Raw genomic sequence first — 26397 nt, 5'->3', positions numbered from 1 at the left:
GAATTACTTACCACGGGCTTCGATAACGGCCTGAGCGACGTTGTTCGGCGCATCATCGTACTTCAGGAACTCCATGGAGTAAGAAGCACGGCCTTTGGTCAGAGAACGCAGTTGAGTTGCGTATCCAAACATCTCGGACAACGGAACTTCAGCGTGAATCTGAACGCCAGTAGCGTTGGATTCCTGACCTTTCAGTTGACCACGACGACGGCTAAGGTCACCGATGACGTCACCAGTGTTCTCTTCCGGCGTTTCAACTTCAACCTTCATGATAGGCTCAAGCAAAACAGGTTTCGCTTTCTTAAAGCCATCTTTAAAGGCGATAGACGCGGCCAGTTTAAACGCCAATTCGGAGGAGTCAACATCGTGGAAAGAACCGAAATGCAGACGCACACCGAGATCAACTACCGGATAACCGGCCAGTGGACCAGCCTTAAGTTGCTCCTGAAGACCTTTATCAATGGCAGGGATGTATTCCGTTGGGATCACACCACCTTTAATGTCATTGATGAACTCGTAGCCTTTCGGATTTGAGCCCGGCTCCAGTGGGTACATGTCGATAACAACATGACCATACTGACCACGACCACCAGACTGCTTGGCGTGTTTACCTTCGATGTCAGTAACTTTCGCGCGAATCGCTTCACGGTAAGCAACCTGCGGTTTACCCACGTTCGCTTCAACGTTAAATTCACGACGCATACGGTCAACCAGGATATCCAGGTGAAGTTCACCCATACCTGCGATGATGGTCTGACCTGATTCTTCGTCAGTCCATACGCGGAATGATGGGTCTTCCTTCGCCAGACGGCCCAGAGCCAGACCCATTTTTTCTTGGTCAGCTTTGGTTTTTGGTTCTACCGCTACCGAGATTACCGGCTCAGGGAACTCCATACGCTCAAGAATGATCGGGCTTGCAGGATCACACAGCGTATCACCGGTAGTGACGTCTTTCAGACCGATTGCCGCAGCGATGTCGCCTGCACGAACTTCTTTAATCTCTTCACGCTTGTTAGCATGCATCTGAACGATACGGCCCAGACGCTCACGCGTTGACTTCACTGAGTTCAGAACCGTGTCACCGGAGTTAACAACGCCAGAGTACACACGGAAGAACGTCAGGTTGCCCACGAATGGGTCGGTAGCGATTTTGAACGCCAGTGCAGAGAACGGCTCTGAGTCATCTGAATGACGCACAGCCGGGGTATCTTTACCGTCGTCCAGAATACCGTTGATAGCCTCAACGTCATCTGGTGCTGGCAGGTATTCGATAACCGCATCCAGCATTGCCTGTACGCCTTTGTTTTTAAAGGCTGAACCACAGGTTACCAGAATCACTTCGTTGTTCAGCACACGCTTACGCAGAGCTTTCTTGATCTCTTCCTCGGTCAGCGTTTCGCCGCCCAAGTATTTGTCCATCAGCTCATCTGACGCTTCTGCAGCAGACTCAACCAGATTCTGGTGCCATTCAGCAGCCAGTTCTTGCATGTCAGCTGGGATCTCTTCGTATTCGAAGGTCACGCCCTGATCTGCTTCGCTCCAGTTGATGGCTTTCATTTTCACCAGGTCAATAACACCGGTGAATTTCTCTTCTGCGCCGATAGCCAGTTGCAATGGAACTGGATTCGCGCCCAGACGAGATTTGAGCTGACCAACAACTTTCAGGAAGTTAGCACCCATACGGTCCATTTTATTAACGAACGCGATGCGTGGAACTTTGTATTTGTTAGCCTGACGCCATACGGTTTCAGACTGCGGCTGAACACCACCGACAGCACAATAAACCATTACAGCGCCATCAAGAACACGCATGGAACGTTCAACTTCGATGGTGAAGTCAACGTGCCCAGGGGTATCAATGATGTTGACACGATGCGGCTCAAACTGCTTGGCCATACCAGACCAGAAAGCAGTTGTTGCTGCAGAAGTAATGGTAATACCACGCTCCTGCTCCTGTTCCATCCAGTCCATGGTAGCTGCGCCATCATGAACTTCACCGATTTTATGGTTTACACCGGTGTAGAACAGAATACGTTCGGTAGTGGTGGTCTTACCGGCGTCGATGTGAGCACTGATACCGATATTACGGTAACGCTCAATGGGTGTTATACGAGCCATTTGATTCCTCTATTGCCTTGGGCGTTCAAGTTCAGTTAAGCCAAGCGGGTTGGCTAGCTAAAGCGCCCGCCTGGTTAGCATAACTACAGTGTGGTATTACCAACGGTAGTGGGCGAACGCCTTGTTGGCTTCTGCCATACGGTGAACATCTTCACGCTTCTTAACAGCAGAACCTTTGTTCTCTGCCGCGTCAGACAGTTCGTTCGCCAGGCGCAGAGCCATGGATTTATCACCACGTTTACGAGCAGCATCAACGATCCAACGCATTGCCAACGCATTACGACGAACCGGACGAACTTCAACTGGTACCTGATAAGTAGAACCACCAACGCGGCGAGACTTAACTTCTACAGTCGGGCGAACGTTGTCGAGAGCAACCTCGAAGGCTTCCAGATGATTTTTACCAGAACGCTGAGCCAGGGTCTCCAGCGCGGTATAAACGATTGTTTCTGCAGTAGATTTTTTACCATCTACCATCAGGATATTTACAAATTTAGCCAACAGCTCAGATCCGAACTTAGGATCTGGCAGAATTTTACGTTGGCCAATTACGCGACGACGTGGCATGGAAATACTCCGTTTAAAATTTCAGGATTGTCCAAAACTCTACGAGTTTATTTTGACATTAAAGTGAAAATGTTTGGCCTTACTTAACGGAGAACCATTAAGCCTTTGGCTTCTTCACGCCGTACTTGGAACGAGCTTGCTTACGGTCTTTAACACCGGAGCAGTCAAGTGCACCACGGACGGTGTGGTAACGCACACCTGGCAGGTCTTTAACACGACCGCCACGGATCAGGATCACGGAGTGCTCCTGCAGGTTATGACCTTCACCACCAATGTAGGAAGTCACTTCGAAACCATTAGTCAAACGCACACGGCATACTTTACGCAGTGCAGAGTTTGGTTTTTTCGGAGTGGTAGTATATACGCGGGTACATACACCACGTTTCTGCGGGCAGGCTTCCAGCGCTGGAACGTTGCTTTTAGCAGCCTTCACAGAGCGTGGTTTGCGAACCAGCTGGTTAATTGTTGCCATTCAAAAAGCTCCTGGGTTTTGCTTCGTTTTTGCTTCGTAAACATGTGATAAATCACCTCGTATGCACTATTGGCAAAGTACGAGGACGCAGAATTTTATGGCTGACCAGAAGAGGTGTCAAGAAATATACAACATCAAGACGATTACCATGCAATTTGGCTATGATGTTTTTCGGTCAATCGAACAAAATCAGTATAGCTGATGATGGCGATTTTGTGTGAAAAATAGCCATCAAGCCCCCTGGCCTCTAGGTCATCTTGTAATGCATACAACGATATGGAGGCATTAAGCAGTAAATCAAGACTGGCACTCCCGACAAGACCAGCCAATACACCATCTTGCAACAGCAACAGCTCATCACCAGATGCCATCAGTCTTAACATGGCTGGCAAATCACAATGCGTTGGCGAACGACTGAGGGTATACAACATTAAACTATCCTAAAAAGTCATCACGACATCATAGCTAGCCAACTTTTGGCGTAAAGCTTCCTCTGGCAGGATCGCTGCCGGTAAAACCCAATCCACGACCTGTTGCAAACCACGCTCCTGTAAAGCGCTTGCACACAGATAACATTTCTCCACCTCATACAACGGCAACACACCGAAGGTTGCAATATAGTTACGCGCCAGGATCTTCTCAGGCTGCTGACCAGGGAGCAATTGCAGCACGCCATCGCCAATAAAAAACACACCAATGTCTCCACCCAAGGCCGCCGTGGCGAGCAACGCATCCAACCCTTCCCTTCCTGTCGCATTGCCATGTGGCCCTTGGGTAAAAACAAACGCAACTCGTTTCATCTTGCTCACTTAAAACTGTACCAAACGATCACAACTCAGTGCCGCCTCTGCCAACGCCCCCAACCCGCTGAGGGTAAACCCCGGTTGCAGATTTGCCGCCAACAATCCAAGCTGTGCGGCGTCTTGTTGAGAAGTAACACCACGGCGTAAAGCAGCGGCCACACAGACACTCAGCTCAATGCCATGCTGTTGCGCCAACGTCACCCAGGCACGAACCAAATCGAACTCATCATTCGCGGGTGAAGTCAGATGATTGGCGTTCGACACCCCTTCACGATAGAAGAAAATGCAGGTAATGCCATGACCTGCTGCCAACAAGGCGTTGGCGAACTGCCAAGCACTACTGGCTTGCTGAGTACCATAAGCCGGACCAGTAACCAATAAACAATAGCTCAGCATCAGCGGTCATCCCCCAACAAGTCGCCACTTTTAAATTGGCGAATATACAGGTACACCGTGTGCTTAGAGATATTCAGGCGGTCAGCGACCTGATTGATGGCATCCTTGATATCAAAGATGCCTTTTTCATAAAGGTTAAGCACTATCTGACGATTTTTGGCATTGTTGGTGACACCACGATCGGCATTGACCTCTTCGATGGTGAACTCCAAGGTCTGTGCCACCAGATCATCCACCGAGGAAGCAAAGTTAACCGAGGAAGCCACTTCCTGTGTTTCTGGCGGCATAAAAGTTTGTATTATCTGCGAGAACGGGACATCGAGGTTCATGTTGATACACAACAGACCGATAGCACGTTGCTGACGGTTACGGATGGCAATCGTCACCGACTTCATCAGTACACCGCTTTTGGCCCGAGTGAAATAAGCCTTGGATACGCTGCTATCATCGCCAGCCATATCGTGCAACATACGCAAAGCCAAATCAGTAATAGGCGAACCGATTTTACGCCCAGTGTGCTCGCCATTAGCAATGCGCACCGCGGAACATTTCAGATCTTCCAGCGAGTGGAGCACAATTTCACAGTGCCCACCAATCAGCATAGCCAAACCATCCACTACGGCTTCATACGATTGCAAAATTTCATGATCCGTTTGACTAAACGGGCGCTCATTCAGCAAATCAGGTTCGCTGGCTTCGCTGGATAAAAGCGAATTAGACATTGAAGATACCACCCTCATAAATCGCCTGTGCCTGGGGTACAGATAAAACTGTTCGTGCTGTTGCGCCTAGGAAATATGTCCGTCTTCCGTGGACCCTGATAACCAGGAGCAACTTAATACCCAATTGATTTCAAACAACAGATGTGTCGGCTTGATGACTTGAGCCCGCTACCGGCCTTGTACCAACCAACAACTATTTGCAAACAATGAGGTATTGATACACGCCCTCAAAGGCAGGTGCATAATTAACAAGTACAGACCATTAATCTGACAAAACGGCCAGACCAGAACCGCGACATCTGTGCGAGGTATTGACGTTAAGCCCGAGACCCGGCAAACGTCAAGTTATCAGTAAGGTGATAAATAAAACTTTCTGGAAATTTGGCATTATTGACGAGAAGCAAAACGACAACCGCCGCGAACATAATCCGCGGCGGTTAAGCAATCAACTGATTTATTGAGCTTTGGTATCCGTTGGTGCTGCATCGTTGGCTTTGCTATCAGCCGCAGCATCAGCATCAGCCGCTTTTTCTGCTTTCGCCTCAGCCTTGGCAGCCGGTTTCACATCCATCAGTTCGACATCAAAGACCAGTGTCGCGTTTGGAGGAATGGTTCCTGGGATCCCCGCTTTGCCATAAGCCAATGCTGGTGGAATCACCAACTTGATTTTACCGCCTTTTTTGACGTGCTTCAGCCCTTCAGTCCAACCAGGGATCACGCTATCCAGACGGAGTGTGACTGGCTCACCACGATCGTAAGAACTATCAAATACCCGGCCATCATACAAGGCCCCTTTATAGTTCACGACGACCGTATCACTGTCTTTCAGTGCGTCGCCCGTTCCCTCTTTTTCTACTTTGTAAAGTAAACCAGACTCAGTTTTCTTCACGCCTTTTTCTTTGGCAAAAGCTTCAGCAAATTTAGCGCCGTCTTGCTCGATCTTAGCCTGCACTCGGACTTCAAAATCTTGCAGAGATTTACCGATATCGGCGTCACTTAATTTGCTCTGGTTGGCCAATGCATCCTGAACACCCGCGATCAACTGTACTTTATCCAGCTTGATACCGAGCTTTTCTTGTTCATTCAGTGAATTTTCCATATAGCGGCCCAACGATGCACCCAGTGCATAAGCTGCCTGCTCATCATCACTCTTAAACTTGGCAGCACTGGGTGCCGCTGCGGCTTCTGCAGGCTTAGCCGCTTCTGCCGGCTTGGCCGCGGTGTTAGTATCATCAGCCGCCATAACCTGAGTCGCACCCAGAGCAAAAGCCATCGTAGTGGCCAGAAGTGTGACTTTAAACAAAGATTTCATCCAGTTCTCCAGAGTCTGAAGCAAAGCCTCAAACGATCATTCATTGAGTAAAATTAATTAACCAAGCTACTATCGCTGCCAGAAACCAATAGCTGCCAGAAACAAACCCAAACAGTCACACAGCTCATCAATTGAGTCAAGATGTGACTTAGGATTCAAACAGAAGTTTTACCGCCCTTTACTTTTAGCCCCAAAGTGACACCAGTGGCAGAAAGAAGACCCATACTACTCCCCCAGTCAACTGAGATATACCCAAGCTTTAAGTTAACACCTATCGCTCCAGCAACTTGAATGCCCAGCGAAATAGAAAGAGCCTAGTACAAAGTCAGCGGCTACTGTTAACATAACGCCAGCCCTAGATTTAATCGTGCAAGAGGTAATCGTATGCTCGAGGTAGACAACAAGAACTTGCTACAACGACTGGAAGAGTTGGAAAGCCGACTGGCCTTTCAGGAAGTGACCATCGAAGAGTTGAATCAAACGATCGTCCAACATCAGTTCGAGATGCTGAAAATTCAGGAACATCTCCGCCTGCTGACCGATAAACTACGCGCCACCCAACCCTCAATGATTGCATCACAGTCAGAAGAGACACCTCCACCACATTACTAAAAGCAAAAAGGCCGCAAGAGCGACCTTTTTATCGTAATAGTATCAACGTTAGTGGCAGCCGCAACCACCGTTACCGTTACACCCTTCTTTCTTGCCATGGTCATGATCGTCGCCTCCGCAGCAACCCTCATCATGACCGCCACAGCAACCATCACCGTGATGATGATCGTGCGCGCCGTGGACATGACCATGGGCCAGCTCTTCTTCCGTCGCCTCACGGATAGCAACCACTTCAACATTGAAGTTGAGATTCTGACCAGCCAGCATGTGGTTACCATCAACCACGACATGGTCACCATCCACTTCCGTGATCTCAACCGGAACCGGACCCTGATCGGTATCCGCCAGGAAGCGCATACCGACCTGCAATTCATCAACGCCCATAAAGACATCTTTAGGCACGCGTTGCACCAGGTTTTCGTCGTAGTTGCCATAAGCTTCATTAGCACCCACATGTACGTCAAAACGATCACCGATATTGTGACCTTCGAGCGCGTTTTCCAGACCTGAGATCAAGGAACCATGGCCGTGCAGATAGTCCAACGGTGCACTCACCGGAGACTCATCAACCAAAACACCGTCTTCTGTACGTACTTGGTAAGCCAAGCTGACCACCAAGTCTTTTGCTACTTTCATGATATCTCCTACCGTTGGATACCCTTCTAACTCTAGGTTGCTGCGGTATTGGCGGCGTTTGCTCACCTGAATCACTTACGCAGTAAGCTTATCAGTGGCTCTCAATGCCCCCTGCTAGCAACCCAAAGTACTTTGGGCAGACACTAAATCGGTGAAGATTGTAACGGAAATCTGCACCGCTGTACCCTTCAGCATGAAAAATCACACTGAATTAGACTAATCTGGATGAAAAATAGCAATCACCTGCTCTTGCGGGCGTAACGGTTTTTCTTCCATTTGGCTGCTCTGGCGCTGGTGGTGACCACATTTAGCACACTCTACGACCTCGACCTGATCTTCTCGCCAGATTGCCAACGTATCCATCGCATTACAACTCGGGCAAATTGCCCCAGCAATAAATCGTTTCCGTGTTGTCGACATATTTATGGTTACCAGTATGTTGGGAATTATTGGGTTCGCTATCTGAATTCAACGTAATCGATAAAATATAATCGCCTAGTCGTCTTCATCCCAGTCATCAAACTGCCGCTTTTCTTTTTGCATTTCACGATGAAACAGCTCATCAAGTTCCCGCCGAGCCTCTTTAACACGAGAGATCTGCGAAACATCCCCCTGATGAAGTGGCATTAACTCACGCAACATCCGCATGTCTAGCCGACGAAAATGCTGTTGCGCACGATAGGCCTGATGGGGATGCATTCCCAACTCTACCAATGTCTTGCGCCCTAACTCCAAAGCACTGGAAAAGGTTTCCCGACTGAACAGTGTCACCCCTGCTTGCAGTAGTTCATGGGCTTCCACACGCCCCCTGGCGCGCGCCAAAATGGTAAGATTCGGGAAGTGCCGCTGGCATAGATGGACGATAGCTACGGTATCTTCAGGTTCATTACAGGTAATAACGATGGATTTGGCTTTCTCAGCCCCCGCTGCCCGCAGTAATTCGAGTTCGGTTGCATCACCATAATAGACTTGATAGCCATAACGACGCAGCGCAGCAACCGCGCTGACATCACGTTCGAGTACCGTGATACGCATCTTGTTGGCCATCAGCAAACGGCCCACCACCTGACCGAAACGCCCAAAACCGATGACAATCACCTGCGGATCGTTATCTTCCACATAAGGTGTCTCTTCATCTTCTTCTTTGGCGTTGTAACGGCGAGCCAAGATGCGATCAATAACCTGCATCAATAATGGTGTCGTCATCATCGAAAGCGTCACCACCACCAGCAGTAATGCCAACTGTGCGGTATTTAACACATGTTGCGTCGCCGCTGCTGAAAACAACACAAAAGCAAACTCACCGCCCTGACTGAGCACGCCTGCAAACTGAAGGCGTACTGAACTCCGTAGAGCGACAATGCGTGCCAACAAATACAATACGCCTGACTTGACCACCACCAGAAGCAGCACACCAAGCAGTATCTCGGTCAGATGGGTATACAACACCCCCATATTCAGTACCATGCCTACCGAGATAAAAAACAACCCAAGCAATAACCCCTTGAAAGGCTCAATAGCGATTTCCAGCTCATGGCGATATTCGCTCTCCGCCAACAGTACCCCAGCGATAAAGGTTCCCAGCGCCATTGATAGCCCCAGAACATCCATAAATAGCGCCGCCCCTAACACCACCAGCAAGGCCGCGGCAGTAAAAATTTCACGCACACCGGACGCAGCGATATAGCGAAATAGTGGGCGCAACAGGAATCGACCACCGATCAACATGCCGCCAAACGCAGCCACTTTAATGGCTATCTCTGCCCAATCATCACTACTTCCCCCACGACCAGCCAAAATCGGGATCAAGGACAATGCGGGTATGACGGCCATATCTTGGAACAACAGCACCGAAAATCCTAGCTGCCCGCCTTCATTACGGTTCATGCCTTTCTCGCGCATCAACTGTAGTGCCATCGCCGTGGAGGACATCGCTAAACCAATTCCGCCAATCACCGCCGCCTGCCAGGCAAAATGGCTCAAATACAGTAATGCTGCCAACACGGCAGCCGTGAGCAACAATTGCCCAGCCCCCACACCAAAAATCGAACGGCGCAATTGCCACAATTTGTTGGGGTTGAGTTCCAATCCAATAATAAACATCAGAAACACCACACCCAACTCTGAGAAGTGCAGGATCTCATCCACATCCTTGATAAACCCGAATCCCCAAGGGCCGATGGCAATACCGGCAATCAAATAGCCCAAGACGGCACCAATACCCAAGCGACGGGCGATTGGCACCGTCACGACAGCCGCAAACAGAAACAACATTATCGCGGTCAGTTGTGTTGAACCTTCCATCTTTATCTCCCCGTATAGGGCAACGGGTTACGTAACCAATCCGCATAGGCACTGGCATGGCTATACACTACATCACGCTTCTGGCGACGAGCCCAATAGATAATCATTGGCTTTATCCAGTGCATATGACACATCGCTGCTGTTAGCTCAAAAGGCCGCAATATCTCCTCTATCGAATAACGATTATAACCGCTGGTACTATAGGCGCCTTCAGGCTCACCCGTGGTGATCACCGAACGCCAATATTTGCCTGCCAGCGCATTCCCCCCCACACCGCTGGAGAAACCTCGAACCAAAACGCGATCAATCCACTCTTTCAGCAACGCTGGGCAACTATAGGTATAGAGTGGATGTTGGAAAACGATGACTTGATGATCACGCAGCAACTGCTGCTCATACTCAATATCAATAAAAAAATCGGGGTAGTGTGCATAGAGATCATGCACGGTAACATGCTGCAATTGCTCTGCCGCACCTAATAGAATACGGTTTACCACCGACTCCTGGGGCTCAGGATGAATATATAACAACAGAATCTTAGGCGGCTGCGACATTATTCCTACGTTCAAAATTGCCAGTCTCCCTTCCCCATACAATAAAATTCGATAAAATACCCGGTGCCCTTCAAGTGGCTGAAATGGAAACTCAACTTGAAACAACTTGGGTATCTATGACCTGTTCACTTACAATCATGCCAATTTAACATACTCTGAACAAACGGCGCTCTATGATTGTTTTCTCCTCGCTACAAATCCGACGCGGTACTCGTGTCCTGCTGGACAACGCTACCGCGACGGTTAATCCTGGTCAAAAAGTCGGCCTGGTCGGTAAAAACGGCTGTGGTAAATCGACCCTGCTGGCACTGCTGAAAGGGGAGATTAGCGCAGACGGTGGCAGCTACACCTTCCCCAGTAACTGGCGACTAGCCTGGGTTAATCAGGAGACACCGGCATTAGACGTGCCTGCCATTGAGTATGTTATTGATGGTGACCGGGAGTTTCGTCAGCTTGAAGGGGAATTGCAGTTAGCCAATGAACAGAATGACGGCCACGCGATTGCCACCTTGCACGGCAAACTCGATGCCCTGGATGCCTGGACGATTCGCCCTCGGGCAGCCAGCCTGCTACATGGATTAGGTTTTTCCAACGAACAGTTACAAAGTCCGGTGCGTGCTTTCTCGGGGGGATGGCGTATGCGCCTTAATCTGGCACAGGCGCTGATTTGTCGATCAGACCTGCTGTTACTGGATGAACCCACCAACCACCTGGATCTCGATGCAGTGATCTGGCTGGAGCGCTGGCTGAAAAGCTATCAGGGTACTTTGGTGCTGATTTCCCATGACCGTGACTTCCTCGACCCGATTGTCGATAAAATTCTGCATATCGAAAATCAAACCATTAACGAATATACCGGTAATTACTCGTCATTTGAGCGCCAACGGGTGACCAAACTGGCACAACAGCAGTCACTTTATCAGAGCCAACAAGAAAAAGTGGCACACCTGCAAAGTTATATCGACCGCTTTCGTGCTAAAGCATCCAAAGCCAAGCAGGCGCAGAGTCGCATTAAAATGTTAGAGCGTATGGAGTTGATTGCCCCCGCTCATGTCGATAACCCGTTCAGTTTCAGTTTTCGTGAACCGGAAAACCTGCCCAATCCATTATTGCGCATGGAGAAAGTGAGTGCAGGTTATGGCGATACAGTGGTTCTGCAATCGATTAAACTCAATTTGGTACCCGGTTCACGCATTGGCCTGCTGGGGCGCAACGGTGCCGGTAAATCGACGCTGATTAAAATACTGGCCGGTACGCTGCAACCGCTGAGCGGAGAAGTTGGGCTGGCAAAGGGTATCAAGCTAGGCTATTTCGCCCAACATCAATTGGAATTACTGCGTGCCGATGAATCACCTCTCCAACATTTGAGCCGCATCGCTCCCCGGGTACTGGAACAACAGTTGCGTGATTATCTCGGTGGCTTCGGCTTCCAGGGCGATAAAGTCACTGAAGTCAGTGAGCGTTTTTCTGGCGGGGAAAAAGCGCGGCTGGTACTGGCATTAATCGTCTGGCAACGCCCTAACCTACTGTTATTGGATGAACCTACTAACCACCTGGATTTGGATATGCGCCAGGCACTGACTGAAGCGCTGATTGACTTCGAAGGCGCGTTAGTGGTGGTTTCGCACGATCGCCACTTACTGCGTTCCACTACCGATGACCTCTATCTGGTGCATGATGGCCAGGTGGAGCCGTTTGAAGGTGATCTCGATGATTATCAACAGTGGCTGAGTGACCTGCAAAAGCAGCAGGCACAACAGGACGCGGCACCGAAACAAGATAACGGCAACAGCGCACAGGCACGTAAAGACCAAAAGCGCCGTGAAGCAGAGTTTCGCACCCAAACCCAGCCACTGCGCAAACAAATCACCAAACTGGAACAGCAGATGGAAAAACTGGGAGCAGAATTGGCGTTGGTGGAAGAGCAATTAGCAGACTCTGCGCTGTATGATATCAATCGTAAAACTGAACTGACCGAATGTTTGCAAAAACAAAGCCAAGCCAAGTCAGCCTTGGAAGAGACGGAAATGACCTGGCTGGAAGCGCAAGAGCAGTTGGAGCATCTAACTCAGGAGTTTGAGTCAGGAAATTAGACCTTATCTCACTACAGCAATTGAAGCTCACCTTATATAGCAAGGTGAGCTTATTATTTAAACCAGCATATGGACACCCCTTCAGATACTCAATTATTTTGAGCATCATCAACAATAATATTGTGGGTAGTATCGAAAGAAATAGTATAGAAATAGCATGGCATTATTATGGAAATATTTTAAAATCACCTCAGGATAATTAACATGATGAAATTAGCTAAAATAATATTCTTTGCTGGCATTATCACCTCAGGCTCTTTTAATGTGTACGCACAAGAAAACAAACAAAATGTAGACTTGTCAAAGTTCAGATTTAGCTACGAAGAAATGCAGCAAATTGCCAATCCCAAGTTGCTATCTCACCGTATTTTCTATCAAAACCCTTCTGTAGGTCCAGATGCAGCTTGGTTTGATGCCGTGAAGCAAGGCAATTTAGCTGCGGTTAAAAAGATGGTCGAAGCAGGGCAAAATCTTGAGGCTAAAGACGAAGCATCTTTAGGGCAAACAGCATTAGGCTGGGCGGCGTTCATTGGTTATTTAGATATCGTTAAATATCTGACGGAGCAAGGGGCTGATATTCGTGCTACAGATAGAGCAGATGTTTATAATACGGTCAAATCCGCTGTTATGGGTAAAAATGCCGAGGTTGTTAAATATCTGCATGAACGCTTAAAGAATGAAGTGGACTGGGATGCCAAAGAGAAGGATGGTGAAACATTATTTATGGTCGCCGCTGTAGATGGCAGACTCGACATCGTAAAATACATTCTACAATTCAATCCGGACTTGAATGTCGTTGCAGTAAACGAGAAGCCTAAAATTAATGCTAGCCCTCTCAGCGGAGCTTGCGAACGTGGCTTTACCGACGTTGCAAATCTTCTGATAGAAAAAGGGGCGATCAACCATAAAACAGGTAAATCAAGCTGCGATTAATGCTCCAGGCCCTTCTCCTCGCGAGAAGGGCCATCTGCACTTTTAACTTGCTTGTAAACCAGCCAAACGTTGGCGAATCTGTTCCAATGACTCCTGATGATAGAGTTGACCATCCAGAAAACGCGTTTTAAGTTCCCCTTGCTGTTCCTGCTGCCAATCCTGATTATCCAGCAATTGGTATTCGCCTTGGTCATCGCGAATCACCCGTAATAAACCACGTGCAGACTGTTTTAACCCACTGTCTGTCTTGGGTTGTTTGAAAATCGCACGCCCAACACCATTCACCTCACCATAAGTGGCTTTCATGGCAAACCCAAAAGTATCACGCGTATTATATTGATAAGTAAAGGAACCAACGCCAAAGACCACATTGGAGCTGGCAAAACCTTTCGCCTCCAAGCGACGCATTATTTCTTGTGCACGTTCCAGGGTAATAGAGTCGCCATAGATCAGCCCAACGTGAGGATCCAATACCTTGTAGCCCTTACTGTTGACCGTGCCACCAAATATTTCCCACAACACTTCGACTGAACCTTTCTCTTCTGCGCTACGCTGCGCACGATGATCACTGTCATCACCAGTACCACACAGAATAGCTACCGGGTCGCCACTGTCGGGGCGAAATACCACACGGCCATCACGCGCCATAATTTTGCTGTATAACTCACGGGTAAACTCTGTGAGCACTTTCCAGTAATCCCAGGTATCCGAAACAATAGAAACCAGGCCATTGGGGTAAAGGTCTTCAATCAAACGGCGAAAAGTCTCTATTTCCGTTGCCTGTTCTCCCATACACATCACGCTGTGTTCGGTGGCAGGGATACTGCCAGCCACAAAGTAGTCATCAGTGGTGGGGTAATAGCGCTGCGCATAGAGAATGGCAGGTATATTGTCGGTACCTTTGAAACTGAGCAAATGCCCTACTCCGGCTTGAGCAACATCATGCATACCCGACATACCACGGAAAGAGAAATCGTGACATTGGAAGTCAATGTGTGTCATATCATCACAGGTTTTCTCTGCCCACTGCTGGCAGATCTTGCGGTAGTGATGGGCAATGGTGGCATTAGTCGACGCTTTCCACAGTTCAGCAGAGATCACGGTTTCCAAGTAATTGACCAACCAAAAGAACTCATCGATGGTATTGGTGATAGTCAGTACCGGTATCTTCATCTTTACTTTGCTGCCTTCATCCAGCCCTTTGATATGCAGGGGCAGATAACCCAATCGATGTAAGTCACGAATATGTTCCACAGACACCCGATCCTGACCAATATAGCTGTCCATCAAGCGTTTATAATCTGCTACCACTTGCTCTTCCGGTTGAGCAAAAAACTGCTGGTTGAATAGATCCACCATAAACCAGCGCAAAAAACCCTGTAAACCAAAGAACACCAGTTGTCCATCTGGCTGCGGAGAGATAAAAAAGCGATCACTGCGTGGTGTGAAGTTCGAATACACCCGAGTGGTACCCAACGGATACTGCTCACGGTGAGAGACTTTGTAACCATCAATTGCCAGAATGGGATTTGTTAACATAATGAGTTCCTTAACAGGCGTAGATTTTTTCAATATCAATTAATTCAACACGTTTCTCAGCGAGATCCGCAGTTGCATACGACGTCGTGGTGTAAATGTTTGCGATGCCCTGGTTCAGTAAATGCGCGGTACCTTGTGAAAACACGCCATGGGTAACATACAGGTTTACCTGGCGTGCACCGGCTGCGTGCAATACGGCTGCTGCACCAATAAAAGTGCCACCACCGTCACACAGGTCATCAACAATCAGCACGTCCCTACCAGATACATCCCCCTTTAACACTTCAAAACCCGTCAATTTACCGCTGAGTACATCACGTTGCTTAGACATAATGCCGTATTCCGTAACGCCGAAATGTGCCGCGACCGCGTGGATCTTTTTCAACGCCCCGGCGTCTGGTGTCATCAACAACAGTTGGGGTTGGCTCAATAACGCGGTCAACCTACTGCTGTGTTCCATACACTGTTGTTGGCTAATGATGTGCATGTTATTAACCACAGCGGCAGACACTTCACTATGAGGATCCAGCACCCGCACTCGGTCAAAACCCAGGGTATTCAATAATTGACCGAACACTTTCAGTGCAAAGCTATCACCCGATGTCATATGACGATCCTGACGGGCATAGGGTAAATAAGCCAGTTCGAGCACACTGGTGCTAATCAGGTAGTGGTGGCGTACTGCCTGCACCAATTGTGCCAACAGCATAAAATCATCCATGCTATTCATGGCCGCTGCACGGATACGCATGTGAGAAACATCACGCCTTGCTGGCGGTTGAAAGCGGGCATAAACCGCCCCATCAGGAAACTGCCCGGTAGTCACTTCCACTGCCATTTGATCCAAAAACAACTGTAGTTTTACGCTCATACTTCCCCCTGATAATTATTGTCCCTTAGACACTTATATTATTGTCCCTGGGACAATAACAAGCAAGCAGAAAATTAACCAATGGATAAATAATCCATAAGATATTGTTTGTAGTGAATTTATTTTAACATGCTTGCCTTGCGGCATCGGGTATCAGTTGCTACTATTGTCTTAAAGACCTTTTCCGAACACAGCGATGACAACAGAAACCGAATACCTCAGAAATTACGATCCTCAGCGTTTCCCTTCACCGATTGTGACTGTAGACAGCGTCTTGTTTACCGTTTATCGCGGGCAGCTTTGTGTGCTCTTGGCCAAACGTGCCAATCACCCTTTTTTGCATCATTGGGGGCTACCGGGTGGTTTTATCGATCTGTTGCGTGACAGTTCCACACAAGCAACCGCAGAACGAAAGTTGATGGAGAAAACCGGGATCGTACCGCCGTATCTTGCACAGTTGGAGAGTTTTTCCGGCGCGAAAAGAGATCCACGCGGCTGGAGCCTGACTACTGTCTATTTTGCGTTGATCGCTCATGCCGATTGCCAGGCACATATCATTGATGTGGATGACGTCGCCTGGTTGCCACTGGAAACATTGTCAGCCCACTCGCTGGCGTTCGATCATCGCCAAATTATCGACGCGGCCTTACAACGGCTGCGGCAGAAAACGACTTACTCCATGTTGCCGATCTACTGCCTACCAACAGAGTTCACTTTATCCCAGCTACAAGAAGTCATTGAGATTATCCTGTCACATCCGGTGCAGCGCAAAAGCCTGGTACGGCGTTTTACTGCCTCAGAAATGTTTGAAGAAACTGGCGAGATGGCAGTGACAGGGGCACGTAAGGCCCGCTTGTATCGTAAAAAAGCAGGAGTCGATATGAGAAATTTTTCTCGAAACCTGCTGATAGACTCATTTTCAGGCGAATAAAAGCAGCCTAGCAAAAAAACGAAACAATACCTCGAGCCAAACATTAACTAAGGGCTGTTGACGATTTTAACGGCCAAATCCTGTCAGAGATTGATGTTACCCCTCAGGAAGATCTGCGCATAGCCCCCTAATAGTGAGCGTTCCCCGTGCAATTCACAGAACAATTCACCACCGCGGGATGATATCTGCCTGGCATGTAACTCATGGCGGCCTAAACAGGCGGTCCAGTAGGGCAACAATGTGCAGTGTGCTGAGCCCGTCACCGGGTCCTCACAGCGATCCAACGAAAAGTAGCGCGAGACAAAATCCACGTTATCTCCAGGCGCAGTCACGATAATGCCACAGTCAAAGTGATCAATCAGGGCGGGAATATCCGGCTGTAACGCTTTGACCTGGGCTTCATTCGCCAATACCACCATCATCGCTTTGGCTTGCCAGACCTCCTGCGGTTGAACCCCCAGCAATGCCGCCAACTGTGCCGGTTCATCGATTTTTTGAGGAGGGCGAGACGGGAAATCCAGAATCAAACGCTCACCGTCAGCCACATCACGCTTAACTTGCAGTTCACCGCTGGCAGAACGGAAACGAATCTCTTTCAACCCCGCATCGACCACGTTGAGTAAGACATGCGCCGCGGCCAACGTGGCATGCCCACAGAGATCAACCTCCCTCGTTGGCGTAAACCAACGGATCGCCTGCATATCGCCATCATTCCAGACAAAACTGGTTTCAGGTAGGTGTAACTCATTGGCGATAGCTTGCATTTGCGCCGTTTCCAGCGGTTGTTTCAGCAAGCAAACACCCGCAGGATTGCCACGCAGCCCGACACCGATAAAAGCGTCGACATGAAAGTAATTGTCGTTCATTAGCATTTCCTCAACGCCAAATCAGTAGGACACAGGCCGCAGTTAACAGCCCCATCGAAACGTTAAAAATAATCCAGGCCTTTTTGCTACGTAGCAAACGGCCAATCACCGTACCGAACCCCAACCAGATGACCCCAGCAACAAGATTCACCAGCAGTAGCGCACCGGAGATGCTCAAAATAGAGTGATAGTACTGATCACCTGCCAAACTAAAGCTGGTGACCGCCCCCAACGTCATCAACCAGGCTTTAGGGTTAAGGAATTGCAGTAACCCCCCCTGATATAACCGCACTGGCTCTGGCGGTGCCGCATCCATCTCCAATCGTTCATAAGCGGCGGTGGCCACTTTCCACGCCAACCATAATAGATAGAGGCTACCCAGGACCTTCAAGGTGATATGCAAAGCAGGATAAATTAAAAGTAAGCCCCCCACACCAAATGCCACCAACAATAAGATGCTTTGCATCCCCAGCATGATACCCACCATCAGCCACAGAGAACGCATAAAACCGAAATTGGCCCCGGAGGTGGTCAGTAATAAATTGTTCGGGCCAGGTGTAATCGCCGCAACCCACAGGAAACCTAATAACGAAACAAATAAACTCAGTTCCATGAAGTGGGTACTCCTCACCCAAATGCTTTTTTTGCCGTATGATTAGAGACAACAAGGCTACTGCTTGTCAGGCGCAGATGTCAGGGTATTGAAACTAACAGTGCGGAATTAATCACACAATAGCCACCAACGCGATTTTTATTCACTATGCATGAATCTTTTCGCCCTCTGATAGGGGCCAGCAATCCACATTTGCAAACGCTGTTACCGCGGCTGGTTCGTCGCCGCGTATTGCTGCAACCCCACTGGCAACGGCTGGCATTGCCCGATGGTGATTTTGTCGATCTGGCCTGGAGTGAAGACCCACAACTGGCGCGGGAAAAACCGCGTGTGGTGTTATTCCATGGGTTGGAGGGGAGTTTTTACAGCCCTTACGCCCATGGGCAACTCAATGCCTGCCGCAACAAAGGTTGGCTGGGTGTCGTGATGCATTTCCGTGGCTGCAGTGGCGTACCCAATCGTAAACCACGCCTCTATCATTCAGGTGAAACGGAAGATGCCCGTTTTTTCCTACAGTGGTTAAGCGACAATTTTGGCGAAGTCCCGACGGCTGCGGTCGGGTTTTCCCTTGGTGGCAATATGTTGGCTTACTATCTGGCACAACAGGGAGACAGCAGCCTGTTACAAGCTGCAGTGGTTATTTCTGCCCCACTGATGCTGGAACCTTGTGCTATTCGCATGGAACAAGGATTTTCGCGTGTATATCAACACTATCTGCTGGACCAGTTAAAACAGAATGCTACGCGTAAACTCCTGCATTATCCCGGTACCTTACCACTGAATCTGGCACAGTTAAGTAAACTGCGGCGTATCCGTGAATTTGATGAAGTGATTACCTCGCGCATTTACGGTTTTACTAATGCCATTGATTACTATCGGCGCTGCAGCGCATTACCGTTATTGCCAAAGGTTACCCTGCCGTTATTGATTATTCATGCCAAAGACGATCCTTTTATGACCGATAAAGTGATCCCTGACCTTGCTCACTTACCACCTAATATCGAATATCAGTTAACGGAATATGGGGGTCACCTAGGCTTTGTCAGCGGTAACTTGAGAAAATCTCAAATGTGGCTGGAACAGCGAATTCCAACCTGGCTCACTCTTTTTTGGAATTAGGCAAATGATTATCCCCTGGCGAGATATTGCACCAGAAACCCTGAATAACTTGATCGAATCCTTCGTCCTGCGAGAAGGCACCGATTATGGCGAGCACGAACGGTCACTGGAACAAAAAGTGCATGATGTGATCCGTCAACTGAAAAATGGCGAAGTGGTACTGATATGGTCGGAATTACATGAAACTATCAATATCATGCCGAGTGGTCAGATCCCCACTGAGCAAGAGAATATTTAGTCACGCCAGCCTATGATTGACCAAAAAAATCAGGTAACAATGGATTATCGTTGAACAACGCCTATGCAGTTAATACGGAGTGACAAACACCATGTCTGCCAAACACCCCATTATCGCAGTGACCGGCTCCAGTGGCGCGGGTACCACTACCACCAGTCTGGCGTTTCGCAAAATTTTTCAACAGTTGAAAATCAGTGCAGCGCAACTGGAGGGGGACAGTTTTCACCGCTATACCCGACCTGAAATGGATGCGGAAATCCGTAAAGCACGCGATCTTGGTCGTCATATCAGCTATCTCGGCCCAGAGGCTAATGACTTTAACCTACTGGAGCAGAGCTTTATCCAATACGGTAAAAATGGCACTGGGCAGTCACGTAAATACCTGCACACCTATGATGAAGCCGTCCCTTACAACCAGGTACCGGGTACCTTTACCCCTTGGGAACCCTTGCCATCACCAACCGATGTCCTGTTTTACGAAGGATTGCATGGTGGCGTGGTCACCCATCAAATCGACGTAGCCAAGCATGTTGACCTGCTGGTGGGGGTCGTCCCCATCGTTAACCTGGAGTGGATGCAAAAGTTAGTTCGCGATACTGGCGAACGCGGTCACTCCCGTGAAGCCGTGATGGATTCTGTGGTCCGTTCAATGGAAGATTATATCAACTACATCACGCCACAATTTTCACGAACCCATATCAATTTCCAGCGGGTTCCCACCGTGGATACGTCCAATCCCTTTGCGGCCAAAGCGATCCCCTCGCTGGATGAAAGCCTGGTGGTGATCCATTTCCGTGGCTTGGAACAGATCGATTTCCCCTATCTTCTAGCCATGTTGCAAGGGTCATTTATTTCACATATCAATACGTTGGTGGTACCTGGTGGTAAAATGGGGCTGGCAATGGAGCTGATTATGACGCCACTGGTGCAACGGCTACTGGAAGGCAAGAAAATCGAATAATATCGAATCATGTAGGTGGGCGGCGATTAATCTCACGCCTGTGATACTCCGTTTCATCTGCAATCCAAGCGGGTGACAAGCCCTATCGACAGTCTGCCGCAGACACAACGTTTGCACAAAAATCGCCGCAGCCCAAAACGGCACGGCGATGCTTAGCGTTATTCCGTGTCAACATGACACAGAGTAGTGCTCAATCAACTTCATGGATTTCAAAACTGTGGGTAATAGTGGCCGCTTTGCCCAGCATCAGGGAAACGGAGCAATATTTTTCGGCAGAAAGGTCTACTGCACGTTCCACCACCTTTTCGGTTAGCCCTTTTCCGGTGACAATAAAATGCAGATTGATGTGGGTAAACAGTCGAGGTGCCTCTTCACGGCGTTCTGAAGTCAGTTTCACCTCACAATCGCGCACATCATTGCGGCCTTTTTGCAAGATCGGCACCACATCGATAGCGCTGCAGCCCCCCACAGACATCAACACAATTTCCATTGGGCTTGGGGCCTTATCACCCGCATTACCATCCATCAAAATCTGATGGCCGGAAGCAGACTCCCCCAAAAATGTCAGCCCTTCTACCCACTTCACTCTTGCCTGCATATTGTTCACTCCGATTATTTTTTAAAATCAACGTACGCTTTCATAGAGAAACTGGCAACGAAACCTGACACTAATCATGCTGAAACGAGACAACACAAGACACCCGCCTCACTCTGTGCTACAAACACAGCTGCAATACTTTTTTCATGGCATCAATTTCAGGGATATATCCTAAGATCATTGGTGAGTTAATGGAACCTAGCTTGCAGCACTTAATACGAGTTAATATGCTAGTGTATAAGTGATTTTTTTACCCAGATTCGTTCAAACTGCCGGTAGGCGACAAACGAACGAGTCTACTACGGCTTGAGTGACAACGGGGATATACCTCACCTCAAAACCTGTTGATAGCCACAACTAAAACATCAGGCTATAAGCACGTTTTACAGGGAACTCTGACCCCTGTGATACAAGGCAGCGATAACAACAGAGGATAATAGCGCATGGTTCTCGGCAAACCGCAAACAGACCCGACTCTTGAATGGTTCCTGTCTCATTGCCACATCCACAAATATCCATCAAAGAGTACGCTGATTCACCAAGGTGAAAAAGCGGAAACTCTTTACTACATCGTCAAAGGTTCCGTCGCGGTGTTGATTAAGGATGAAGAAGGCAAAGAGATGATCCTCTCCTACCTAAATCAGGGGGATTTCATCGGCGAGCTTGGATTATTTGAAGAAGGCCAGGAACGAAGTGCCTGGGTAAGGGCGAAAAGTGCCTGTGAAGTAGCTGAAATTTCCTATAAGAAATTTCGCCAGCTCATTCAGGTTAACCCGGATATTCTGATGCGCCTATCTGCACAAATGGCAAGTCGCCTGCAAGTCACCTCAGAGAAGGTAGGTAACCTCGCTTTTCTTGATGTGACTGGCCGTATCGCACAAACCTTGCTGAACCTGGCAAAACAGCCTGATGCGATGACTCACCCGGATGGTATGCAAATCAAAATTACCCGCCAGGAAATTGGTCAGATCGTCGGTTGTTCACGTGAAACTGTTGGCCGCATTTTGAAAATGCTTGAAGATCAAAATTTGATTTCCGCTCATGGCAAAACCATTGTCGTGTACGGTACCCGTTAATCATTAAAGAAACGGCGCTGCAATGCGCCGTTCTTTGTCTGCTGAACAGCAAAACATGTGGCGCCGCCTGATCTACCATCCAGAAGTGAACTATGCCCTGCGACAAACGTTGGTGTTGTGCCTGCCTGTCGTTGTGGGTTTACTGCTGGGCCACCTGCAACAGGGGCTGTTGTTCTCGTTAGTGCCTGTCTGTTGCAATATCGCCGGGCTAGATACCCCTCATAAGCGCTTTTTCAAGCGCCTGATAATCGGCGGGGCACTGTTCGCTCTCAGCTGTGTTTTGTTGCAACAGGCGCTGTTGTGGCATATCCCATTACCCTTACTGATGCTTGCTATGGCGCTATTGCTGGGTGTCAGCGGGGAAATCAGCCCACTACATGCACGCTTGCTGCCCGCAGCACTGGTTGCGGCCATTTTCTCTCTGAGCATGGATGGCCTACCTATTTGGTATGCCCCGCTACTGTATGCCGTAGGCACTCTCTGGTACGGCCTGTTCACTTGGTTTTGGTTTAAGTTATGGAAAGAACAGCCAATCCGTGAATCTTTAAACCAACTCTATATACAGTTAGCTGATTATTTTGAAGCCAAATATTCGCTGCTGACCCAACATACTGATCCTGAAACCGCGCTACCGCCACTGTTGCAACGCCAACAGCAAGTGATGGACCTGATCAGTTTGCTATATCAGCAGATTAACTTTCTGCCACACGCCAATAATATGGAACAAAAACGCCTGCAACGAACGTTCCAAGTGGCACTCGACCTGCAAGAACACATTAGCGTCAGCCTCCACCAGCCAGAAGAAGTGCAAAAATTGGTGGAGCAGAGCCAAGCTGAGGCGATCATTCGTCGTAATGCTCAAGTCATCGCTGCACGTTTACGCGTTGTCGCAGAAGATATCCTCTATCATCGGCACTCTCGCCGTTTTAGCATGAAACACGAATTGGCCGCGCTGGAGAAAGTGGCTACACGGCATGCTGATAATCCCGTTGGCCAGTTTTGTTACTACCATTTCAGCCGTATTGCTCGCCTGTTACGTACACAGCATCCTCTTTATCGCCGAGACCTGATGGCCAACCAGTCACGGTTACCCTTCTGGCCTGCAGTGGTAAGCTATTTATCGTTCAAATCCAACGCACTACGCAATGCAGCCCGACTGGGGGTCATATTGGCTGTAGGCAGTAGCCTAGGCCTGCTGTTGCATCTGCCAAAACCCTATTGGATCTTACTGACCATCATGTTTGTCAGCCAGAACGGTTATAACGCTACACGAGTAAGAATACAGCACCGTGCGCTCGGCACACTGATTGGGCTGGTGATTGCAGCAGGGCTTTTGCAACTGCAGTTACCAGAATATGTGACGCTAAGCATTATGCTGGCAATCACCCTCACCGCTTATCTGTTCTTGCGTAAAAACTATGGGCTGGCAGTAACCGGATTCACCATTACCGCCGTCTATACCTTGCAAATACTGGATCTCAGCGGCAGTCATTTACTGATACCTCGGCTGATTGATACCTTGATTGGTTGTGTGTTGGTCTTTGGTGGAACGATCTGGTTATGGCCACAATGGCAAAGCGGTCTACTACGCAAAAACGCTCACCAGGCGCTGGAACAGGATCAGGCCGCATTACGTTTATTACTGGAAGAACAAGAGCCGGACCCAAGCAAACTGGCTTATGCGCGGATGCAGGTAAACCAGTCACACAATGCCTTATTTACTTCGCTCAATCAGGCAATGCAGGAGCCGGGTTTTGAATCAAATTATCTGGCAGATATGCGTTTGTGGATCACCCACAGTCAGTTTATTGTCGAACACCTCAATGCCATGACCATTCTGGCCCGTGAACATTACATGCTGACACCCCAGTTGGCGGAAGAGTATCTACAAAGTTGTGAAATCGCGCTGCAAAGTTGTCAGCAGCGGCTGGAATATGATGGCCCAAGCGTCAGCAACAGCGTTATGCGCCCACCGGTTTTACAACCCAATATGCCCATTAGCGAAATGGAACGTCACTTACAGCGTATTCTTTCCCACTTGGCGTTAATGCATACCATCTCTTCGCTGGCTTGGCGCCAGCGCCCACATCATGGTCTCTGGCTAAAACGGAAACTACGGGATAAGTGACTAGTCTAAGCTCTGGATAAAAAGCCGCTAACAGCTCTTTGTCGGGCCACGGTGTCTATACGGGTATTTGATTAGCAATTTCGATCAAATTATTGTCGGGGTCCCTAATATAGAGTGACATAATTGAGCCGATAGCCCCCGTCCTCTCTATCGGCCCTTGTTCTATTGTTACCCCTAATTTAACTAACGCCTCAACAACTTGCCGTAGGGGTGTCGCACAGATAAAACACAAATCGGCGGATCCGGGCGTCGGATGGCCTGCATTAGGGAGAAACTCCTCACCGACCTGATGCAGGTTAATCTTTTGCTGCCCAAAGACTAACGCTTTGCGGTTCCCCCGAAAGGTGACAATATCAAAACCAAGAACCTGATGGTAAAAATCGCAACTGCGTTCGACGCTGTTAACGGTCAAGACTAAATGGTCCAGGTATTCTATTTTCATCTTATGTCCTCGTCTGTCCATCACCCATCAAAGCAATGATGCGTCATGTTACCCCCAACTTTGGTGAAGTATTCCAAAGAGAAGAACATGTCGCATCATCGAATTAAGTTGGAATTGAGGTTCCAAGCACATTCACCGCCTTGTTAGACCAGTCTACCGCCATCTTCTTGTTCTCGGCCGACTTGTCTTGACGATTATTGGTTGCTGGCATTCACCACATCCTGTACCGCCAATTCAAACAGCGCCATACCTTTATCAATATCTTGCAACTCCACCACCAGGGAAGGTGCAAAACGGATCACATTTGGCCCAGCATTGAGGATCATCAAACCACGGGCTGCTGCCGCAGTAAGAAAATCTCGCGCTTTGCCGTGGTATTCCGCCTTCAACTCTGCGCCAATCAATAAGCCCATGCCGCGAATATCACTGAAAATAGCGTACTTCTTATTAATCGCCTGCAAAGCGCGTTCAAATACGCCCCGACGTTGTTCAATGCCACTCAACACTTCCTGCGTATTGATAACGTCCAATGCTGCTTCTGCCACTGCGCAGGCCAGTGGATTACCCCCATAAGTGGTGCCATGTGTACCCACCTGCATCACTGAGGCAATCTCCTCAGTGGTCAACATCGCACTCACCGGGAAGCCGCCCCCTAGCGCCTTGGCGGTAGTCAGGATATCCGGGGTAACATCGTAATGCATATAGGTAAACAGCTTGCCACTACGCCCCATGCCACTTTGCACTTCATCAAACACCAGCAACGCCTGATACTTGTCGCACAATTCACGCACCCCTTTGAGGAACGTCGCATCAGCCACCGTGATACCGCCTTCCCCTTGTATCGGCTCCATCACCACCGCACAGGTGTGGTCGTCGATTACCGCTTTCACTGCGGCCAAATCATTAAACGGTACATGGACGATATCCGCGGGCTTCGGGCCAAAACCATCAGAATATTTTGCCTGCCCACCCACGGAAACCGTAAACAGCGTGCGACCATGGAATCCATTATTAAAGGCAATAATCTTGGTTTTATAGGGACTGTGGCGAGTGATGGCATAGTGACGAGCGAGCTTGAAAGCCGCTTCATTGGCTTCAGCGCCGGAGTTGGCAAAAAACACCCGGTCCGCAAAGGTAGCTTTGATCAGCTTGGTTGCCAAACGCAACGCGGGTTCATTGGTAAATACATTGCTGGTATGCCACAGGGTTTCACCCTGCTGCTTTAACGCGGCGACCAGTGCGGGATGGCAGTGTCCCAACGCTGTTACCGCAATCCCCCCCGAGAAATCAACATACTCTTTCCCTTGCTGATCCCACACTCGGCTGCCTTGGCCTTTTACTGGCACAAACTGTGCGGGTGCATAAACAGGCAGGATCACCTGATCAAAAGTACTGCGATTGACGACGGTTTTTTCGCTCATTACTGGCTCCAGACGAATAGCTATCAAGTGAAAATATAATCACAAAATATGCATAAAAAACCAAGCGAGAGC

At 48.8% G+C, this 26397-nt stretch carries 28 protein-coding genes; 9 read left to right on the top strand and 19 right to left on the bottom strand.

Annotated elements, in window-relative coordinates; all coding sequences use genetic code 11:
- Positions 1 to 3: 3 nt before the first annotated feature.
- The 8 genes from fusA to fkpA all read right to left on the bottom strand — a co-directional run bounded on the left by fusA (position 4) and on the right by fkpA (position 6390).
- Complete coding sequence (gene fusA / locus ACX9GV_RS19405; protein WP_473196596.1) at positions 4 to 2118, bottom strand: elongation factor G; 2115 nt, start codon at positions 2116 to 2118, stop codon at positions 4 to 6.
- Between the two features lie 96 nt (positions 2119 to 2214).
- Positions 2215 to 2685 carry a 30S ribosomal protein S7 gene (rpsG, locus tag ACX9GV_RS19400; RefSeq protein WP_023490241.1) on the bottom strand — a complete coding sequence of 157 codons (471 nt, stop codon included), beginning with the start codon at positions 2683 to 2685 and terminating at the stop codon, positions 2215 to 2217.
- 97 nt (positions 2686 to 2782) lie between these two features.
- Entirely contained in the window at positions 2783 to 3157 is a 375-nt protein-coding gene (rpsL, locus tag ACX9GV_RS19395; protein ID WP_004930426.1) for a 30S ribosomal protein S12, read from the bottom strand.
- A gap of 143 nt (positions 3158 to 3300) precedes the next feature.
- Positions 3301 to 3588, bottom strand: a complete 288-nt coding sequence (gene tusB / locus ACX9GV_RS19390) for a sulfurtransferase complex subunit TusB (RefSeq protein ID WP_473196595.1) — start codon at positions 3586 to 3588, stop codon at positions 3301 to 3303.
- A 9-nt stretch (positions 3589 to 3597) separates the two neighbouring features.
- Positions 3598 to 3957 carry a sulfurtransferase complex subunit TusC gene (tusC, locus tag ACX9GV_RS19385; protein ID WP_023491353.1) on the bottom strand — a complete coding sequence of 120 codons (360 nt, stop codon included), beginning with the start codon at positions 3955 to 3957 and terminating at the stop codon, positions 3598 to 3600.
- Between the two features lie 9 nt (positions 3958 to 3966).
- Positions 3967 to 4356 carry a sulfurtransferase complex subunit TusD gene (gene tusD, locus ACX9GV_RS19380; protein WP_023491352.1) on the bottom strand — a complete coding sequence of 130 codons (390 nt, stop codon included), beginning with the start codon at positions 4354 to 4356 and terminating at the stop codon, positions 3967 to 3969.
- Positions 4356 to 5078: a helix-turn-helix transcriptional regulator gene (locus ACX9GV_RS19375; protein WP_023491351.1), complete on the bottom strand. Its 723-nt coding sequence runs from the start codon at positions 5076 to 5078 to the stop codon at positions 4356 to 4358. The genes tusD and ACX9GV_RS19375 overlap by 1 nt, the downstream gene beginning before the upstream one ends.
- Positions 5079 to 5532: 454 nt before the next feature.
- Positions 5533 to 6390 carry an FKBP-type peptidyl-prolyl cis-trans isomerase gene (fkpA, locus tag ACX9GV_RS19370; RefSeq protein WP_023491349.1) on the bottom strand — a complete coding sequence of 286 codons (858 nt, stop codon included), beginning with the start codon at positions 6388 to 6390 and terminating at the stop codon, positions 5533 to 5535.
- A gap of 384 nt (positions 6391 to 6774) precedes the next feature.
- Here fkpA and ACX9GV_RS19365 point away from each other — a divergent pair, with 384 nt between their 5' ends.
- Positions 6775 to 7002 (top strand): protein SlyX, encoded by a 228-nt coding sequence (locus tag ACX9GV_RS19365; RefSeq protein WP_023491347.1) that lies wholly within the window; start codon positions 6775 to 6777, stop codon positions 7000 to 7002.
- Positions 7003 to 7050: 48 nt separating this feature from the next.
- On the opposite strand, the gene slyD is transcribed toward ACX9GV_RS19365, so the two are convergent.
- From slyD to kefG, 4 genes are all read right to left on the bottom strand, one after another.
- Positions 7051 to 7638 carry a peptidylprolyl isomerase gene (gene slyD / locus ACX9GV_RS19360; protein ID WP_473196594.1) on the bottom strand — a complete coding sequence of 196 codons (588 nt, stop codon included), beginning with the start codon at positions 7636 to 7638 and terminating at the stop codon, positions 7051 to 7053.
- Positions 7639 to 7854: 216 nt separating this feature from the next.
- The gene (locus ACX9GV_RS19355) at positions 7855 to 8058 is read right to left on the bottom strand and encodes a YheV family putative zinc ribbon protein (RefSeq protein WP_473196593.1); all 204 of its coding nucleotides are present in this window, start codon (positions 8056 to 8058) and stop codon (positions 7855 to 7857) included.
- A 75-nt stretch (positions 8059 to 8133) separates the two neighbouring features.
- Positions 8134 to 9942, bottom strand: coding sequence for a glutathione-regulated potassium-efflux system protein KefB (kefB, locus tag ACX9GV_RS19350; protein ID WP_473196592.1), 1809 nt, complete (start codon positions 9940 to 9942; stop codon positions 8134 to 8136).
- A gap of 2 nt (positions 9943 to 9944) precedes the next feature.
- On the bottom strand, positions 9945 to 10496 hold the full coding sequence (kefG, locus tag ACX9GV_RS19345) for a glutathione-regulated potassium-efflux system ancillary protein KefG (RefSeq protein WP_473196591.1): 552 nt from the start codon (positions 10494 to 10496) through the stop codon (positions 9945 to 9947).
- A 173-nt stretch (positions 10497 to 10669) separates the two neighbouring features.
- Here kefG and ACX9GV_RS19340 point away from each other — a divergent pair, with 173 nt between their 5' ends.
- Both ACX9GV_RS19340 and ACX9GV_RS19335 read left to right on the top strand, forming a co-directional pair.
- The gene (locus tag ACX9GV_RS19340; RefSeq protein WP_473196590.1) at positions 10670 to 12589 is read left to right on the top strand and encodes an ABC transporter ATP-binding protein; all 1920 of its coding nucleotides are present in this window, start codon (positions 10670 to 10672) and stop codon (positions 12587 to 12589) included.
- Positions 12590 to 12793: 204 nt separating this feature from the next.
- Positions 12794 to 13522: an ankyrin repeat domain-containing protein gene (locus ACX9GV_RS19335; protein WP_473196589.1), complete on the top strand. Its 729-nt coding sequence runs from the start codon at positions 12794 to 12796 to the stop codon at positions 13520 to 13522.
- A gap of 42 nt (positions 13523 to 13564) precedes the next feature.
- Here the strand turns inward: ACX9GV_RS19335 and ACX9GV_RS19330 are convergent, their stop codons facing one another.
- Positions 13565 to 15061 carry a nicotinate phosphoribosyltransferase gene (locus ACX9GV_RS19330; RefSeq protein WP_037385498.1) on the bottom strand — a complete coding sequence of 499 codons (1497 nt, stop codon included), beginning with the start codon at positions 15059 to 15061 and terminating at the stop codon, positions 13565 to 13567.
- A gap of 10 nt (positions 15062 to 15071) precedes the next feature.
- Complete coding sequence (gene prs, locus ACX9GV_RS19325; RefSeq protein WP_473196588.1) at positions 15072 to 15932, bottom strand: ribose-phosphate diphosphokinase; 861 nt, start codon at positions 15930 to 15932, stop codon at positions 15072 to 15074.
- A gap of 196 nt (positions 15933 to 16128) precedes the next feature.
- Here prs and ACX9GV_RS19320 point away from each other — a divergent pair, with 196 nt between their 5' ends.
- Entirely contained in the window at positions 16129 to 16863 is a 735-nt protein-coding gene (locus tag ACX9GV_RS19320; RefSeq protein ID WP_023490142.1) for an NUDIX hydrolase, read from the top strand.
- 83 nt (positions 16864 to 16946) lie between these two features.
- On the opposite strand, the gene ACX9GV_RS19315 is transcribed toward ACX9GV_RS19320, so the two are convergent.
- Positions 16947 to 17729: a PhzF family phenazine biosynthesis protein gene (locus ACX9GV_RS19315; protein WP_473196587.1), complete on the bottom strand. Its 783-nt coding sequence runs from the start codon at positions 17727 to 17729 to the stop codon at positions 16947 to 16949.
- 10 nt (positions 17730 to 17739) lie between these two features.
- The gene (locus tag ACX9GV_RS19310; RefSeq protein WP_473196586.1) at positions 17740 to 18342 is read right to left on the bottom strand and encodes a LysE family translocator; all 603 of its coding nucleotides are present in this window, start codon (positions 18340 to 18342) and stop codon (positions 17740 to 17742) included.
- Positions 18343 to 18489: 147 nt separating this feature from the next.
- Here ACX9GV_RS19310 and ACX9GV_RS19305 point away from each other — a divergent pair, with 147 nt between their 5' ends.
- From ACX9GV_RS19305 to ACX9GV_RS19295, 3 genes are all read left to right on the top strand, one after another.
- A complete protein-coding gene (locus tag ACX9GV_RS19305) occupies positions 18490 to 19461 on the top strand; it encodes a hydrolase (RefSeq protein ID WP_473196585.1) in 972 nt (323 codons plus the stop codon).
- A gap of 4 nt (positions 19462 to 19465) precedes the next feature.
- On the top strand, positions 19466 to 19699 hold the full coding sequence (locus ACX9GV_RS19300) for a YheU family protein (protein WP_473196584.1): 234 nt from the start codon (positions 19466 to 19468) through the stop codon (positions 19697 to 19699).
- A gap of 91 nt (positions 19700 to 19790) precedes the next feature.
- Complete coding sequence (locus tag ACX9GV_RS19295; RefSeq protein WP_023491067.1) at positions 19791 to 20660, top strand: phosphoribulokinase; 870 nt, start codon at positions 19791 to 19793, stop codon at positions 20658 to 20660.
- Positions 20661 to 20850: 190 nt separating this feature from the next.
- On the opposite strand, the gene ACX9GV_RS19290 is transcribed toward ACX9GV_RS19295, so the two are convergent.
- Entirely contained in the window at positions 20851 to 21258 is a 408-nt protein-coding gene (locus tag ACX9GV_RS19290; protein ID WP_473196583.1) for an OsmC family protein, read from the bottom strand.
- A 443-nt stretch (positions 21259 to 21701) separates the two neighbouring features.
- Between ACX9GV_RS19290 and crp the strand changes: the two genes are divergently transcribed.
- Both crp and ACX9GV_RS19280 read left to right on the top strand, forming a co-directional pair.
- Complete coding sequence (gene crp / locus ACX9GV_RS19285) at positions 21702 to 22334, top strand: cAMP-activated global transcriptional regulator CRP (RefSeq protein WP_023489059.1); 633 nt, start codon at positions 21702 to 21704, stop codon at positions 22332 to 22334.
- Positions 22335 to 22389: 55 nt separating this feature from the next.
- Positions 22390 to 24462: a YccS/YhfK family putative transporter gene (locus tag ACX9GV_RS19280; protein ID WP_473198077.1), complete on the top strand. Its 2073-nt coding sequence runs from the start codon at positions 22390 to 22392 to the stop codon at positions 24460 to 24462.
- Positions 24463 to 24517: 55 nt separating this feature from the next.
- Here ACX9GV_RS19280 and ACX9GV_RS19275 read toward each other — a convergent pair whose 3' ends face one another.
- Both ACX9GV_RS19275 and argD read right to left on the bottom strand, forming a co-directional pair.
- Positions 24518 to 24904 (bottom strand): VOC family protein, encoded by a 387-nt coding sequence (locus tag ACX9GV_RS19275; RefSeq protein WP_473196582.1) that lies wholly within the window; start codon positions 24902 to 24904, stop codon positions 24518 to 24520.
- A 194-nt stretch (positions 24905 to 25098) separates the two neighbouring features.
- The gene (gene argD / locus ACX9GV_RS19270) at positions 25099 to 26325 is read right to left on the bottom strand and encodes a bifunctional acetylornithine/succinyldiaminopimelate transaminase (protein WP_473196581.1); all 1227 of its coding nucleotides are present in this window, start codon (positions 26323 to 26325) and stop codon (positions 25099 to 25101) included.
- Between the last annotated feature and the right edge of the window lie 72 nt (positions 26326 to 26397).

Source organism: Serratia sp. 25CWL12 (assembly GCF_055790885.1).
The sequence above is the reverse complement of the archived record's forward strand: the minus strand, read 5'-3'. Positions and strand labels throughout refer to the sequence as shown.